The sequence below is a fragment of the Sulfurospirillum arsenophilum NBRC 109478 genome (assembly GCF_000813345.1).
GTDB lineage: Bacteria > Campylobacterota > Campylobacteria > Campylobacterales > Sulfurospirillaceae > Sulfurospirillum > Sulfurospirillum arsenophilum.
Map to the genome: position 1 here is coordinate 227,655 of NZ_BBQF01000002.1, position 15,699 is coordinate 243,353.

15 protein-coding genes are annotated in these 15,699 nt (G+C 39.3%); 12 read left to right on the forward strand and 3 right to left on the reverse strand.

Annotation, left to right across the window (positions count from 1 at the left end; all coding sequences use genetic code 11):
- Nucleotides 1-118: 118 nt before the first annotated feature.
- From SAR02S_RS05510 to SAR02S_RS05530, 5 genes are read left to right on the forward strand one after another with little or no spacing between them, the layout of a single operon-like run.
- Entirely contained in the window at nucleotides 119-2,236 is a 2,118-nt protein-coding gene (locus SAR02S_RS05510) for a sensor histidine kinase (protein ID WP_232293995.1), read from the forward strand.
- Entirely contained in the window at nucleotides 2,233-2,883 is a 651-nt protein-coding gene (locus SAR02S_RS05515) for a response regulator transcription factor (protein WP_041957687.1), read from the forward strand. The genes SAR02S_RS05510 and SAR02S_RS05515 overlap by 4 nt, the downstream gene beginning before the upstream one ends.
- Nucleotides 2,873-4,021, forward strand: coding sequence for an MFS transporter (locus SAR02S_RS05520; protein ID WP_041957689.1), 1,149 nt, complete (start codon nucleotides 2,873-2,875; stop codon nucleotides 4,019-4,021). Before SAR02S_RS05515 ends, SAR02S_RS05520 begins: the two co-directional genes overlap by 11 nt.
- Nucleotides 4,018-4,299, forward strand: coding sequence for a hypothetical protein (locus SAR02S_RS05525; RefSeq protein ID WP_041957691.1), 282 nt, complete (start codon nucleotides 4,018-4,020; stop codon nucleotides 4,297-4,299). The genes SAR02S_RS05520 and SAR02S_RS05525 overlap by 4 nt, the downstream gene beginning before the upstream one ends.
- A gap of 46 nt (nucleotides 4,300-4,345) precedes the next feature.
- Entirely contained in the window at nucleotides 4,346-4,846 is a 501-nt protein-coding gene (locus tag SAR02S_RS05530; RefSeq protein WP_041957692.1) for a SixA phosphatase family protein, read from the forward strand.
- On the opposite strand, the gene SAR02S_RS05535 is transcribed toward SAR02S_RS05530, so the two are convergent.
- The 3 genes from SAR02S_RS05535 to tgt are packed head-to-tail and all read right to left on the reverse strand — an operon-like array spanning nucleotide 4,843 to nucleotide 7,812.
- On the reverse strand, nucleotides 4,843-5,628 hold the full coding sequence (locus SAR02S_RS05535) for a magnesium transporter CorA family protein (RefSeq protein ID WP_041957695.1): 786 nt from the start codon (nucleotides 5,626-5,628) through the stop codon (nucleotides 4,843-4,845). The genes SAR02S_RS05530 and SAR02S_RS05535 overlap by 4 nt on opposite strands.
- Nucleotides 5,625-6,689 (reverse strand): tyrosine-type recombinase/integrase, encoded by a 1,065-nt coding sequence (locus SAR02S_RS05540; RefSeq protein WP_041957697.1) that lies wholly within the window; start codon nucleotides 6,687-6,689, stop codon nucleotides 5,625-5,627. Before SAR02S_RS05540 ends, SAR02S_RS05535 begins: the two co-directional genes overlap by 4 nt.
- Nucleotide 6,690: 1 nt before the next feature.
- On the reverse strand, nucleotides 6,691-7,812 hold the full coding sequence (gene tgt, locus SAR02S_RS05545) for a tRNA guanosine(34) transglycosylase Tgt (protein ID WP_041957699.1): 1,122 nt from the start codon (nucleotides 7,810-7,812) through the stop codon (nucleotides 6,691-6,693).
- A gap of 43 nt (nucleotides 7,813-7,855) precedes the next feature.
- Between tgt and SAR02S_RS05550 the strand changes: the two genes are divergently transcribed.
- Genes SAR02S_RS05550 through SAR02S_RS05580 form a run of 7 tightly spaced genes read left to right on the forward strand, consistent with a single transcriptional unit; the run spans nucleotide 7,856 to nucleotide 15,684 of the window.
- Nucleotides 7,856-9,259, forward strand: a complete 1,404-nt coding sequence (locus tag SAR02S_RS05550; RefSeq protein WP_041957701.1) for a COG3400 family protein — start codon at nucleotides 7,856-7,858, stop codon at nucleotides 9,257-9,259.
- A 47-nt stretch (nucleotides 9,260-9,306) separates the two neighbouring features.
- Nucleotides 9,307-10,353, forward strand: coding sequence for a 3-dehydroquinate synthase (gene aroB / locus SAR02S_RS05555; RefSeq protein WP_041957703.1), 1,047 nt, complete (start codon nucleotides 9,307-9,309; stop codon nucleotides 10,351-10,353).
- A complete protein-coding gene (locus tag SAR02S_RS05560; RefSeq protein ID WP_041957705.1) occupies nucleotides 10,346-11,956 on the forward strand; it encodes a mechanosensitive ion channel domain-containing protein in 1,611 nt (536 codons plus the stop codon). The genes aroB and SAR02S_RS05560 overlap by 8 nt, the downstream gene beginning before the upstream one ends.
- Nucleotides 11,937-13,181, forward strand: a complete 1,245-nt coding sequence (gene mtaB / locus SAR02S_RS05565; RefSeq protein ID WP_041957707.1) for a tRNA (N(6)-L-threonylcarbamoyladenosine(37)-C(2))-methylthiotransferase MtaB — start codon at nucleotides 11,937-11,939, stop codon at nucleotides 13,179-13,181. Before SAR02S_RS05560 ends, mtaB begins: the two co-directional genes overlap by 20 nt.
- Nucleotides 13,168-14,829, forward strand: a complete 1,662-nt coding sequence (locus SAR02S_RS05570; protein ID WP_041957709.1) for an AAA family ATPase — start codon at nucleotides 13,168-13,170, stop codon at nucleotides 14,827-14,829. The genes mtaB and SAR02S_RS05570 overlap by 14 nt, the downstream gene beginning before the upstream one ends.
- Nucleotides 14,816-15,325: a pimelyl-ACP methyl ester esterase BioV gene (gene bioV, locus SAR02S_RS05575; protein ID WP_041957711.1), complete on the forward strand. Its 510-nt coding sequence runs from the start codon at nucleotides 14,816-14,818 to the stop codon at nucleotides 15,323-15,325. The genes SAR02S_RS05570 and bioV overlap by 14 nt, the downstream gene beginning before the upstream one ends.
- Nucleotides 15,325-15,684, forward strand: coding sequence for a thioredoxin family protein (locus tag SAR02S_RS05580; protein WP_232294012.1), 360 nt, complete (start codon nucleotides 15,325-15,327; stop codon nucleotides 15,682-15,684). Before bioV ends, SAR02S_RS05580 begins: the two co-directional genes overlap by 1 nt.
- Nucleotides 15,685-15,699 lie beyond the last annotated feature (15 nt).

Sequence of the window (15,699 nt, forward strand, 5' to 3'; positions counted from 1 at the left end):
TAATTAGGCTTTTTTGATAGAATTAGAAAAAAATTATGACTGGATACTTATGAATATAGTAAAAATTATAATTGTACTGTTTTTTTACAGTTCAATTGCATATGCTAACGAGATTTTATTGCTTCATTCCTATAATAAAGGGCTCAAATGGAGTGACGGGATTTCACGTGGAATTGAAGATGTCATGCTAAAACATCCTCAATATGAACTTACCACAGAGTATATGGATAGCAAAAAGATCGAATCCCAATTTTATTTTGAAGAATTACTTGATCTTTATAAGAAAAAGTTTCGTCATCGAAGTTATAAAGCGATCATTGCTGCAGACAATTACGCTTATGACTTTGTTCTTAAATACCACCGTGAACTTTTCCCAAATACTCCTGTCGTTTTCTGTGGTGTTGAGAATTTCAACCCAAAAGATTTAGACAACTATTTGAAACAATATGTTACGGGTGTTGTAGAGTATAAAGATATACGTGCGAACTTAGATCTTATCTATCAGCTCTTTCCTGCAACAAAAATGGTTTATATTATCAGTGATGATGCTTATTCTTCTTTGGTCATTAAAGATCAGATTATTGAAGAGTCAAACCATTTTAAAGATAAATTCCGTGTTGTTTTTGACAATCAGATCGATTTTAATACCATTGACGAAAAAATAGCCAAACTTCCAAAGCATAGTGCGATTCTTTTTACCAGTTTTTACCGCGATATAAATGGACAATATGTACCGTATCATAAACTGCAATCATTCTTTCAAAGATCAAATTACCCTGTTTTTGCTCTCAACCATATCCATGTCGGAGAAGGGGTCATTGGTGGGTACATGGTTAATCCATATGAACAAGGAACCCTTGCAGCCAAAAAAGCGTTTGAGCTTATTAATGGTAGGAAGATAACATCCGTTCCTGTTGATAAACCTGCAAGCAACTACTTTTTTGATAATAATATATTACGTAAATTTGGCATTCCGCTCAGTGACATTCCAAACCCCTCCGAAGTTCTTAATGGTGTCGAGAGTTTTTACGAAAAACACCGCAAGTTCGTTGAAAATGCTTTTGCACTGATGCCATTGCTTCTTTTGTTAACCACTATTTTGGTTCTAAACATTATTAAACGTATTTCATTGGAAAAAGAGCTTTTGCGCCAAGGGAAATTGGACTACGTTCTTTTAAATAACATACAAAGTGCCATCTTTTGGAAAGCCAATGATGGAAAAATCTTAGGGTGTAACGATCAATTATGTCACATTTTAGAGCGCGATAAAATAGATATCATTGGAAAACACGTTAAAGAGATTATGCCTGGCATTTGTGACGCGATTCAAGAAGTACCACTGGATTGTCCAAGCAGTGCCGAAATTGAGATGCACATACCTTTCAAAGATAAAATTATCTTTGCAGTGCGTAGAACATACTATACAGATGAAAACAACCAAGAAGCGGGTGTTGTAACGATTCTAACGGATATTACAGAGAAGAAAAAGATTGACACGGAGCATAAACGCCATGAACAGTTTGTCATCCAACGCTCCAAACAGTCTGAAGTAGGGGAGATGATCGCTAGTATTGCCCATCAATGGAAAACACCTTTGGTTGAAATTTCTGCTATTGCGCAAGAACTCATCTACAAACGTCGTAAAAAACCGCTCAACGAAGAAGATACGCAAAAATTTGTAGATGACATCATGACACAAGTAAAATACATGTCTAATACGATTGATGATTTCAGACAATTTATTAAACCTTCTTCGATGCAAACAGCATTTGATGTACGTGAAGCGATCGATACACTTTTAACGGTCGTTAACCATAATGTCAAATACAACTATATTACTATCAATATTGTCCAAAAACAGCAAGAACAACTCTTAGCTTTTGGTTACCCTAATGAATTTAAACAGTGCGTTTTAAACATCATTAATAATGCAAAAGATAGTATTGTGAAAAGAAGAGAGACAAAAACAACCGATGGCATCATTGATGTTGAACTTGACAGTGATGAAAACAACATCTACCTCGCCATCAGTGATGATGGTTGTGGCATTGAAAAGAGTAAACTAGAGTCTATTTTTGACCCATTTATGAGTACTAAAGCCAATGGTGATGGTTTTGGGCTTTATATGGCTCGCTTAATCATTGAAGATAAAATGGGTGGCAAAATTATTGCTAAACAGAAAAAAAGTGGTGCACAAATTTGCATTACCATTAAGAAAGCTAAAGGAGCTGTATGAAAATATTGATACTAGAAGATAATGAACGCTTAGCCAATCTTATTGTCGAAGCTTTAGAGCAGAAAAAATACCATGTAGATCTTTTTAACGATGGCAAACGTGCTCTTGAAGCCATTGATAATGGCTATGACTGTTTTATCTTAGACATCAATGTTCCTGGAATTGGTGGGCTGAGCCTTCTTAAAGAGATTCGCAGTATGGATAACGCAACGCCTGCTATTATCATTAGTGCCAATGTTGAACTGGACACCATTCAAGAAGCATACAGCAAAGGATGCGATGAGTACCTCAAAAAACCTTTTTACATGTACGAATTAGAAACAAAGATTGAAAAACTTTGTAAACCAAAAATCTGCCTTGTGACCTTACAAGGTGGCTTTACCTACTCCATTGAACATGAACAGCTCCTTGATGCAACAGGCGAAGAGGTTAAACTTGCCAAAAAAGAGATTCTCTTACTCAATCTTTTTACGAAAAATCTCAATAAAAACATTTCGTTTGAACGTATTGAACAGTATGTATGGGGTGGAGAACTCACAACAACCGAAAATATCAGAGCTTTAGTCAAACGTCTTCGTAAAAAACTTCCCGATGATACCATCGAAAATCAAGGTGGCATAGGGTATCGCCTCAATTATGAACATTAAAACTTTATTTGCCACGCGTGAACAGCTTCTGTATCTTTTAGCTGCTGCTGTTCCTATCGCTTTTACGGCATGGAATGCACTTTTAAATAATTTTGTCGTGGAAGTGGCTGGGTTTAATGGTGAAAAAATTGGTTTACTGCAAAGTATTCGAGAAGTTCCAGGGCTTTTAGCATTTAGCATTGTTTTTGTTTTGATCATTTTTCGCCAACAAACGGCTGCTTATGTTTCATTATTTCTTTTAGGTTTTGGAACACTCTTAACAGGCTTTTTTCCGTCAACCCTAGGGCTTTACATCACAACGCTTATTATGTCTGTGGGATTTCACTATCTTGAAACGTTGCACAGTTCACTCTCTTTGCAATGGATTAGTAAAGAGCAAGCACCATCCTTTTTAGGAAAACTCTCAGCGCTTCGCTCATTTATGGCACTGTTTATTTTAGCCACGCTCTACATTATGATGAAAATCTTTGATGTAGGTTATATCGCTGTTTATGTTCTTAGCGGCGGGATAACCATGCTTTTAGCACTCGTGGCGTGGGTAGGGTTTGAACATTTTAAAGACGATGTTGTGCAAGAAACCAAACTTTTTTTACGAAAAAAATATTGGCTTTTTTACCTTTTAACCTTTCTTGCAGGTGCACGTCGTCAGATTGTTGTTGTTTTCGCTGGCTTTTTACTGGTTGAAAAGTTCCATTTCAGCGTAGAAAACATGCTTTTACTCTTAATCGTCAATACAATTATAAACATGGTCTGTGCTCCCTATGCTGGAAAACTCATTGAGCGTTTTGGTGAAAATCTTTCACTGAAACTAGAATATATCTGTATAGTTCTCATTTTTATCCTCTATGGTTTGGTACAATCACAAATGATGGCAGTTGTTCTGTATATCTTAGATAACCTCTTTTATACCATAGCCATTGCACTCAAAACGTATTTTCAAAAAATAGCTGATCCAAAAGATATAGCAGTAACCTCAGGTGTTGCTTCAACCATCAACCATATCGCGGCTGTTTTTCTACCTGTTACGTTGGGTATTGTGTGGATTTATTCGGCAAGTGCTGTCTTTTTCATAGGAGCAGCGATTGCATTTATTGCATTTTTATTGACATTTTTTATATCTAAAAAGGAGCCTGCATGAGTTTACATGTAAAGGAAGATTTTTTACAATTTGATGATTATCAGCCAGATGCAGTGGTTTATAATGAATCAACCTATTTTGATCTTGAGGGAAGCGAAAAATTTGATAAAACGTCTGCAAAACAGATGCTTATAATGATGAACCGTGTTTCAGCCGATCTTCGCTTGGATGCTTATTCGATGAAAAAGCTTGAAGTAGTCCTTCGAGAAGAGCTTCCTTTCTTTGCCGTAAACCGAAGACTTGTGTTAAATTGGGTCAATGATAATTTTTTATTTTAATCTCATCCTTTGTCGTCTATAATAGAGTATATGAAAAAGAGGACACATGAAAAAAATTTATTTTATTAGACATGCAAAATCAAGCTGGAAAGATGAGACATTAGACGATTTTGAACGACCTCTGAATGGCAGAGGAAAACGTGACGTTGCTTTTATGGGAAAACGCTTGAAGATGTTCGGTGTTATGCCAGATATTATCTACACCAGTCCTGCAAAAAGGGCTGAAAAAACAACCAAAGAGATTGCTAAAGAAATTGATTACGATAAGAAGAAAATTAAAAGCATTGATACCCTTTATGAAGGCTCGTATGAGAGTTATCTTGAACTCATTCATTCAACCGATGACAAACACGCAGCTATCTTTATCATCGCACACAACCCTACTATTACCGAAGTTGGAGAACGTCTTAGTGGAGCCATTTTAAGCAACATTCCTACGTGTGCCATTGTCTGTATCAGTTTTGATGTGGAGAGCTTCAAAGAGATCACCGAAGAGAGCGGACATATCCTCTTTTTTGACTACCCCAAAAAACATCTTAAAGACTAAACTTTTTTACCGAAATATAAAATCACCCCAGCCATCAATGTCGCACAACTTCCCAATAAAAACGCAACAATGGTTGAGCCATACGGAATGCCATCAAAAGGCAATCCTTGTGTGTTCATACCAAAATAACCAACAATAAGATTTAATGGAAGAAAAATTCCCGAAAAAATTGTCAAAAGGTAGATAGTTTTGTTCATACGCTCATTATTTCGGCTTGTGTAAAAGTTGTAAAGGTTGGTGAGTTTATCGATTGCCAGTAATGATGAACGATTGGTACGGCTTAAATGCTCATGAACATCTTTAAAATGAATGGCTAAAAAATCCTCTTCTTTTAAGTAGGTCTGAATAAAATTCTCCAAAACTTCAACACCAAGCGTTAAAAGACGATTGATGCGGCTCAGATCTTTTTTAGTGTTAAGCCAATAGCGCATAAACGAACCCATATGCGCATTTTCATACAACTGCTCTTCCATCCAATCAATACTTTCATGCAAGGAAGCCAACATCTTCATCGTAATGTTGGTCTTTTCATTGAGCAATTCATAAACTTTTTCCATGCTTCCAAAATCTACAAATTCTTGTGCATTTTTATCGTACCAATAACACGATGTGTCATCAAAAACAAACGCATACGAGTCTATTTTAAGCCCTTCATCTCGTGAAGTGGGCAGGGCTAAGATCAAAATATCATAGGTTGCTTCTTCAACAAACATTGAAGGGTGTAGTGCATTTTTAATATCCAAAAGGTGAAAACGATCGAGTTGTTCATATAAGTGTTTCATTGTACATCATCCATAGTATCTGCTGCAATTTTAAGACGCTCTTTATCAAAATGAGTATAAATGCGAGAGGTGTTAAGGTCTGAGTGACCAAGGGCTTCTTGCACCAAAATGAGGTCTCTGTTTTTTTGATAAAGCAGTGTTGCAAAAGTATGGCGCAACATGTGCGCACCGTTTTTCTCTTTTCTTATTCCTGCGTGCATGAGTATTTTATCCATGATGTAACTCACATACGCTTGCGTCAGAGGCTTTCCTGTACGACTTTGAAACAAAAGGGCATTCTCAGAACTTCGGTATTCCATCCATTCGCTCAAATCATGTTCGATCTGTTCCGTTTTAATCATCGCCGTTCTAGGTTTATTGCCTTTTCCACGGATTTGAAAGATGTAATAATCACCGTCTTTCACCATATCCTTAAGCCTTAAGCCCAAAGCCTCACTGACACGCATTCCAGTGAAGAGAATCATCTTGATAAGAAGCCTGTTTTTAGCCTGAACGTAGGGTTTAAACTCCGTCTCTTCGATGGCTTTAAAAAAGCGAGAAAGTTCTTCTTTGTACATGTGCGCAGGGAGTTTTTCACCCTTTCTACCACCAAGTCCGCCCCAATTTTTAAGCTCAATGCGAAACTGATGGGAATTACCTTTGAGATCTTCGTTTTGTTTGTCGATGAATTTAAAGAGTGAAACGACTGCCATACGGTAGTTTTTCTTCGTGGCATCGGAGAGCGAGCCCGTTTGAGAGGCTAAAAATTCACTGATGAGCTCCTCATCAATCTCTTTAAGGCTGACAAGTCCCATCGGAGCGATGTAATAGTAAAATTTCTCCAACGGGTTGATAAAAAGGTTAATGCCAATCAGCCCAATATTCCGTGCCTCTTTGGCAAGATTTTTAAGATCATCCATACTTTGAGTGCCCTGATTAAGGGCTCCAATAATGGCGGAGAGTTTGGCATTTTCTTCAACATGGCGGTTGGAAAGGGAAGTAAGCTTGGACTTAATAAATTTATCAAGCCAGAAGAGGAGACTCTGCTCAAACTTCTCCTTTGCATCCACCGAGTAACGCATCTTATTTGGCTCTTTTCGCGTAAAATTCCGCTTTAAAAGAGGCAAAACGTCCCTCAAGAATTGCTTGACGCATCTGCTTCATTAAGTTTAAGTAGTAATGGAGATTGTGAATCGATGCAAGTCTAAAGTACGTAAGCTCTTTGGCACGGAAAAGATGGTGCAAATACCCACGCGAATAATGTTTACATGTAAAGCATTCACACTCTGGATCAAGTGGGGCTTCATCTCTTTGAAACTTCGCATTTTTGATGCTCACTTTGCCAAATGAGGTGAAAAGTGAACCATTGCGAGCGTTACGGGTTGGCATAACACAGTCGAACATATCTACGCCACGTTCCACGTTTTCAACCAAATCCTCAGGTGTTCCAACACCCATCAAATAACGTGGCTTATCTTTTGGCATTAAAGGGGTCACAAATTCGACTGTTTCGTACATATCAGCATTGGCTTCACCAACACTCAACCCGCCAATGGCAAAACCATCAAAGGGTAGGGCGCAAAGCTCATTGGCGCTGATGCGACGGAACTCTTTATCGGTTCCACCTTGAATGATCGCAAAAATATTTTGATGCAGTCCAATCCCCTCAGACTGTTTTTGCTTATGATACGTAATGGCGCGCTGTGCCCAATCAGTCGTGCGTTTAATGGAAAGTGCGATGCGCTCTTTGGTGGCGGGGAGAGCTACAAGATCATCCAAAATCATCATAATGTCTGAATTAAAGTTATACTGAATATCAAGAACCTTTTCAGGGGTAAAGTAATGAGAAGAACCATCAATATGACTTTTAAACATGATGCCATTCACATCGGCTTTAGAGATGTCACTTAAGCTAAATGCTTGAAATCCACCGCTATCGGTTAAAAAGCTGTTTGGAAATTTGGTAAAGCCATGAAGCCCTCCAAAATGTTTAATGACTTCATCATTCGGGCGTAAGTAAAGATGGTACGTATTGCCTAAGATAATCTTCGCTCCAAGCATTTCACTCATATCGACAGCATCTAAGCTTTTAACACTGCCTACAGTTCCTACAGGCATAAATACAGGTGTTTGGATGGTACTGTGTGCCGTTTTTATCGTACAAGCACGAGCATTTCCATCGGTTTTATCTATCTGAAATTCCATTTTAGTTACAATATCCTCTTATAATTTTAGGGAGTCGCGTATAATGAAAAAAATTTTAATCATCGCTGATGGCATTCTAGCAAAACAATTTTTAGAAAAGGTTATGGAAACCGAAGCAGGGGAAAATAGCTACACCATCGTCACCTACAAAGAAGAGACTTTACCTAAAAAACGCCCTGAAAATTTTAAATTTTTTGAATTTGATCCAACAAGCTACGAAAAACTTGCCATTATTCTCAACGAACAGTTTTTCCAAGTGATGATTATGATGTCCAATGAACTTGATGTCAAAGCGACCTACACCAACATCCGAAAGGTAGATGGCAAAGTGCGCATCGTCATTATGGACAGATGGGGATTAGAGATCGAAGATAAACGTCTTTTGATGCTTAACTCTCGCGAAATCCTCGCTTCTCGTTTTACCGACCATCTTCCAAACACACCCATTGTCGCACAAAACATAGGTCTTGGCATCGGTGAGATCATGGAAGTCTCCGTACCTGTGGGAAGTTCTTACGCGTACCGACATCTTGCTTCCATTGAGCAGAGTAGATGGAAAATTGCAGCCGTGTATCGCTCAAATACGCTCATTTTACCCAGACCTGCTCTGATGCTTTTACCCAATGATCTTTTACTGCTTGTGGGTGATCCTAAAGTATTGCAAAGCGTCTTTAAAAGCATCAAACGAGAACTAGGGCAGTTTCCTTCTCCTTTTGGAAGCAGTATCTACTGTCTTATCGACATGTTACGCATGAGTGACAACGAGATCGATGTGCTCATCAATGACGCACTTTTACTGCACTCAAAACTCAACAGCAACAAATTACATGTAAAGATTATAAACCCGACGTATTCAAAGTCGTTAGAGAAAGTTAAGAGTTACAGCAACCACCATATTAACGTCATGATCGACTATTTTGAAAACAATCCACGTAAAGTATTGCGCGAGGATACTGAAAAAATGGATATTGGTCTGATTGTTGTGATGAATACATTTTTTCAAAAAAACAAACGCACCCTTTATAAAACCAAATTACCGATCTTTAAAATGGGAAAACGTGGCTTTGGAAGCCTCAATCAAGGTGTTGTATTAAGCAACGACGCACATGAGATTGAACAAGAGTCTTCGGTTATTTTTGACGTTGCCACGCAGCTCTCACTCGACCTTAAACTCTACTCTTACAATCCTGACCATGAAAATGAAAAAAACAGTCTCATTGAACACTTTGACAATCTCTCCAAAATCTTTGGACGTGAAGTCGATGTCGTACAAAGCGATAAAAATCCACTGGTAAAACTTCGTCATAAAGATAATATTTTGCAATTTTTACCGTTTAGTCCTAAAATATTGGAAGCAAATTTTCTCTCTATTTTTTCGACGGACATGGAAAAATTACACTTTAAACTTGCCGACAATTACCAACTATTCATCCCAATCAATGCATAATTAAGTGCTTTTTGAGTATTATAGAAACAAAAAAATTTGGATAGCGCATGCAAGTCAATGTTGTCTTAAACAAAAACACTTCAAAAGATTACAGTGTCCATATTGACACTTTAGAAAAACTCGTATTTGACACAAAAGTTTTGATCGTCACCAACACCACAGTGGCAGCTCTTCACCTCGAAATGCTAAAAACACGCATAAGTGCAAAAGAACTTCATACGATCATTTTGCCAGATGGTGAAATGTATAAAAACTTCGAGAGTCTTAACCTCATTTTAAATGCATGTTTTGAGCACCGACTGGATCGACAATCACTCCTTATTGCCTTTGGTGGCGGTGTTATCGGCGATATGACAGGCTTTGCCGCTTCTATTTATCAAAGAGGGATTAATTTTATTCAGATTCCAACCACACTTTTGGCGCAAGTGGATGCCAGTGTCGGTGGTAAAACGGGGATTAATAACAGCTATGGAAAAAACCTCATTGGCTCGTTTTGGCAACCTCGCGCTGTGTATTGCGAGAGTGCATTTCTAAAAACCTTACCAAAGCGTGAATTTGCCGCAGGTGTCGCAGAAATCATCAAAATGGCAGTCACTTTTGACAAAAACTTTTTCGAGTGGTTAGAAACACATGATTTAAGCGATGAAGCAAACCTCAAAAGCGCAATTTATAAAAGCATTGCCATCAAAGCTGATGTCGTCTCGCAAGACGAAACAGAAAAGGGCATACGTGCGGTTCTAAACTACGGACACACGTTTGCACATGTCATTGAAAACCAGACTCAGTATAGTACCTATTTACACGGTGAAGCCGTTGCCATCGGTATCGTCATGGCAAACACACTCGCTCAAAAACTTGGGCTTTTAAGTGCAGAAGATGCTGAACGCATTCAAACACTTTTAAAACGTTATGAACTCCCAACACACTACAAAATTGACTCACTTGAGCGCTTTTACGATGCTTTTTTCTTGGATAAAAAAAGTGCCAATGACAAAATAACTTTTATTTTAGCCGAGGGCATTGGAGGCAACGATATGCGTAGTGGCATTCCCAAAGAAGTCGTTTTAGAAGCATTAGGTGATGCCAATGTTTAAAAAAATTCTTTGGCTCATTTTCGTTACATGTAATCTCTTTGCAGCAGATGCTAGCAGCAGTGTTAAACTTGAAGACAGCATCAAAATTGAGGCGCTTCGTCAAAGAACGACGGCTATTGATGAAGCCATACAAGATAACTTATGGTTTAAACGCTATGGCAACTATTTAAGCTATCAAAAACTCATTGAAGAACTTTCAACCGTTGATGCTGAAGTCAAAAAAATTAAAAATGCAAAAGATAAAGTCACGATTGAAAAGCGCGAAAGACTCGTAAGTAAGCAAGAATCTCTCGAAAAACAGATCGAACTTTTACAAGAGTTTAAAAACTCTCCTTTTAGCAGAATGGTCGAATCGGTTGAGCTTGAAAGTTACCCTCGTATTACAAACCCTTTTGCGATTATCTCAGCGCTTTCATACATCAAAAAAATCAAACAAGATAGTATGGATTACCGTGCACGTATTGACCGTTTAGACTTTTTAGTCGGTAAACTCAAAGAAAAGCTCTCGCTTATTGAAGAAATTTATCAGATTGAGCCTATTATCACCAACGAAGATATGGTATATGAAGCACAAAAAGAGCTTAACGCTTTTATAGCTGCCCAAGAGATCGCTAGTACAAGTTACTCTTTACATGTAAAGAAAGTGGAAGAGGCGACCATTCGCGTAACACAAGACATTACGTTGCAGATGAAACGTGCTTTTAATATCGGTATTTTTATCGTTGTTGTTATTGTCTTTACCCTTTTGCTCAAATTTGTTGCGAAGCGCTACATCAAGGACAATGATCGTTTTTACACTGCCAACAAAATCATCAACTTTGTCAACGTTACTTTAATTATTCTCATCTTGCTTTTCTCCTACATCGAGAATGTTTCGTACCTTGTCACTGTACTTGGATTTGCATCTGCGGGTATTGCCATTGCGATGAAAGACTGGTTTATGAGCATTTTGGGATGGATGGTCATCATCTTTGGTGGTAGTTTCCACGTGGGTGATCGTATCAAAGTGCAAAAAGATGGACTGCTTTATGTTGGTGACATTATCGATATTTCACTCCTACGCATGACCCTTTTTGAAGATGTCACTATCAGTACCTACCGCGATAACCGAAGAGCGGGTAGGGTCATATTTGTTCCTAACAATTACGTCTTTACAAGTCTCATCTCCAACTATACGCATGGTACGATTCGCACCGTATGGGATGGTATCGACATTTTTATTACGTTCGATTCCAACCATAAAAAAGCGGTCTATTTAGCACGCGAAATTACCAAAAAATACGCCAAAGGCTACACTGATATTGCACGTAAACAACTCAATTTACTTCGCAACCAGTACAGCCTGAAAAACACCAACGTCGAGCCACGCGTCTTTTCATTTGTCGAACCACAAGGTTTTTGTATCAGCAGTTGGTATATGACCAATTCTTACGCTACGCTCACCCTTAGAAGTACGATCAGTAGTGAAATTATCGATGCGTTTAATCAAGAAGATGACATTACCATCGCTTACCATACCCAAAATATCAATCTTGGCTCTCAAAAGAAGAGAATGCCAAATTTAGAAACACCAAAGAGTTTTGATGAAAAAAGTCTTTTTTAAAACATTCGGCTGTCGCACCAACATCTACGATACCCAAGTGATGATGGAAAACCTCACCGATTTTGAAGTGACCGAAGATGAAAAAGAAGCGCAGATCATCGTTGTTAACTCCTGCACCGTCACCAATGGAGCCGATACGGGTGTGCGAAGCTACATCAACCACGCAACCAAAGAGGGCAAAAAAGTCATCGTCGCGGGTTGTGGAGCGATCAGCAAAGGTGAAAGCCTTTTTAATCAAAAAAAGGTTTTTGGCGTTATGGGACACTCCGAAAAAGGGCAGATCAACACGCTGTTAAAGCAAGAGACACCTTTCTATCAAATCGGCGATCTGACTTCTTTAGATGAAACCATCGTACACGAGTACACAGGCAAAACCAAAGCGTTTATCAAAATCCAAGAAGGGTGTAATTTTAGGTGTTCTTACTGCATCATCCCTTACGTCAGAGGCAATGCGCGAAGTCAAGATGAAGCTAAAATCATAGAGCAAGTTCAAAAATTGGCACTCAATGGCTACGGCGAATTTGTGCTTACGGGTACGAACATCGGAAGTTACGGCAAAGATAAAGGAAGCTCACTTGGAAAACTCGTTCAACGCTTAGGCTCTATTAGAGGCGTGCGTCGTATTCGTCTAGGAAGCATCGAACCTGTACAGATCGATGATAGTTTCAGAGAAATTCTAGCTGAGCCGTGGCTTGAGCGACATTTACATGTAGCCTTGCAACACACCTCGGAGCGCATGTTAGAGCTGATGCGAAGACGCAATAACGTTAAGCGCGATTTAGAGCTTTTTCAAGAACTCAGTGAAAAAGGCTTTGCGTTAGGAACCGATTATATTACCGGTCATCCAGGCGAAAGTGAAGCGATTTGGCAAGAAGCATACACAACGCTAGAGCAGTTTCCACTGACCCATTTACACGCTTTTACCTACTCAAAACGCGATGGTACACCCTCAAGTACGATGAAACCTGAGGTCAAAGGCGATGTTGCCAAAGAACGCCTCAAAAGCATAGAATCGCTTGTAGAGTCGAAAAACATTACTTTCAGACAAAAAAATAATGCAATACCTTTAAATGTCTTGGTCGAAGAGCACAAAGAGGATCACTACATCGGATACGACCAGTTTTTCAATAAAGTCATCATCCAAAGCGAACGTGACCTGCTCAAAGAGTGGGTTACCATCGAAAAATACGAAGTCAAACAGGAGGCAAACTATGCGCATTTTTAAATCCCAAAAACTGATGCTTGCTACCATGGCGCTTAGCATCTTTGCGGTATTACTTGCTTTTGGGTACTTACGCATATCTCCAAAGATCATTGATCTGCCGACCTATCACGCGCTTTTAGACAGTGGTAGCATCAAAAAAGCTAAGGTCGAAGAAAATGAAGTGTTTCTTTATGGGATTAACGACCAGTTTGTCATCATTAAAGATGGCATAGACATCGGAGCACTTCTTAAAAAAGTACCCATTGAAGTACAACGCTCCAATCCTTTTTTTGAAGATTTAATTCTTTTAGGAATGTTGGGAAGTTTACTGTTTGCACTGCTTTTTTATGCACGTAAAAAACGCGCGGAAGATGCTAAAAAAGAGCAAGAAACCAATCAAAAAGCTTACGCTTCGTACGATCCTTTTATGAGCAGTATCATCAGGCCCGTTAAGGCGCAAGTGAGTTTTCGTGATGTTGCGGGCATCAAAGATGTCAAGGAAGAGCTTGAAGAGATCGTTGATTTTCTTAAAAATCCTGCGCGATACAAACGCTACGGCATAACCCTTCCTAAAGGTGTGCTTTTAGTAGGCCCTCCAGGGGTTGGTAAAACGATGATCGCCAAGGCCGTAGCAGGTGAGGCGAGTGTGCCTTTCTTCTACCAAAGTGGCGCTACATTTGTGCAAATCTATGTAGGCATGGGCGCAAAGAGGGTTAAAGAGCTTTTTTCACAAGCCAAAGCACATGCACCGTCCATCATCTTCATCGACGAGATCGATGCAGTAGGGCGCGCACGTGGTGGCATGCGCAACGATGAGCGTGAATCGACGCTCAACCAACTCCTGACTGAGATGGACGGATTTGAGGACAGCAGTGGCGTTATCGTCATCGCCGCGACCAATAAAATCGACATCATCGATGAAGCGTTGCTTCGTTCTGGCAGATTTGATAGACGTATCTTCATTCCACTTCCCGATAAAAACGATCGTTTGGAAATTATTAAAACCTATATGCGCAACAAACCAACCGAAGTCGATCTCAATGAGCTTGCAAACATGAGCGTTGGCTTTAGTGGCGCAGCACTCGCAACCTTTGTCAATGAAGCTGCCATCAATGCCTTGCGTCGTGGCTCTACCATACTGGAACTCAGTGATTTTATAGCTGTGCGCCAAAAAGTGCTCATGGGTAAGAAAAAAGTCCTTAGTTTCTCCGATGAAGAGAAAAAAATCCAGTCCCTCTACCAAGCCGCAAAAGCGCTGTGTGCGTACTGGTTTGAGATAGACTTTGACAAAATCACCATTGTCAATGATCGTCTGAAAGACATCGACCGTGAGATCGAGTCTAAAACGCAGATGCTCTCAAAGATCAAGGTTTATCTTGCAGGTATGGTCGCAACCAAACTCGCTTACAATGAAAAATTTACCAACGCTACCGAAGATTTAGAGCGCGCTACCACCATAGCAAAAGAGATGGTCGAAGTCTATGGCATGGGTGAAAAGCTCATACCGTATGAAAATGATGTTTTAATCATCCTAGAAAACGCCCAAAAAGAGCTTGAACACTTCCTAGAGGGGATGAATACCGTTTTAGAGAAAATATCGCAAGAACTCTACAGTGTTGAGAGCATCTCCAAAGTGCGTCTTAAAGCCATCATCGATGAAGTTCTTTAGTGGTTTTTGCCTTGCAAACGAGCAAGAACTCTTCACGCCATATCTAAACCAAAGCGATTTTACTGTCGCTGGGTTTAGCTACGGAGCCATTAAAGCTTTTGAATACGCCCTTACATGTAACGAGCGCATCGACACCCTGCAACTCTTCTCACCCGCCTTTTTTGGGGACAAAGATGCTAAATTCAAAAAACTTCAAACGCTCTCCTTTTCCAAAAACAGTGAAGCTTATACACAAAATTTTATGCAAAATATTACATATCCATCCACTTTTGACATGCAGCCTTATTTTCAACAAGGAAGCATTGAAGAGCTAAATGAGCTGTTAAACTACACGTGGAATGAAGCAAACTTGCAAGCTCTTAAAAAGCGCGGCATTAACATTGAGGTCTATGTAGGAGAGAATGACACCATCATTAATTCTTTACATGTAAAGGATTTGTTCGTGCCATTTGCAAGCGTTTACTACTTTAAAAGAGTAGGGCATATTTTAAAATGATGCAATCTTTAGATGAAGCCGCTGTTTTTAAACGCCTACATGAGCCATCTCCTCGTGCCTTTTCCTTTCTGTTCTACACCACCCACTGCGCTCAATGCAAAATCGCCCACGCAAGAGTAGAACGAGTGATGCAAAAAAGTAAGTTTGAAGTGGACTTTTTTACATGTAATCTCGATGAAGCACCCTCAGTAGCCGAACATTTTGGCATTCGCTCTGTACCAGTATGTATGACATACAACCAAAAAGGCGAGCAACAAAGGGTTGAATACGGCCTAAAATCCGAAACAGTTTACGAGAGTATGATTCTAAGTGTAAATACTCAAAAAGGCGACCCGAAGTCACGGTTGTTGGGGTTCTGATACTTTTACATGTAA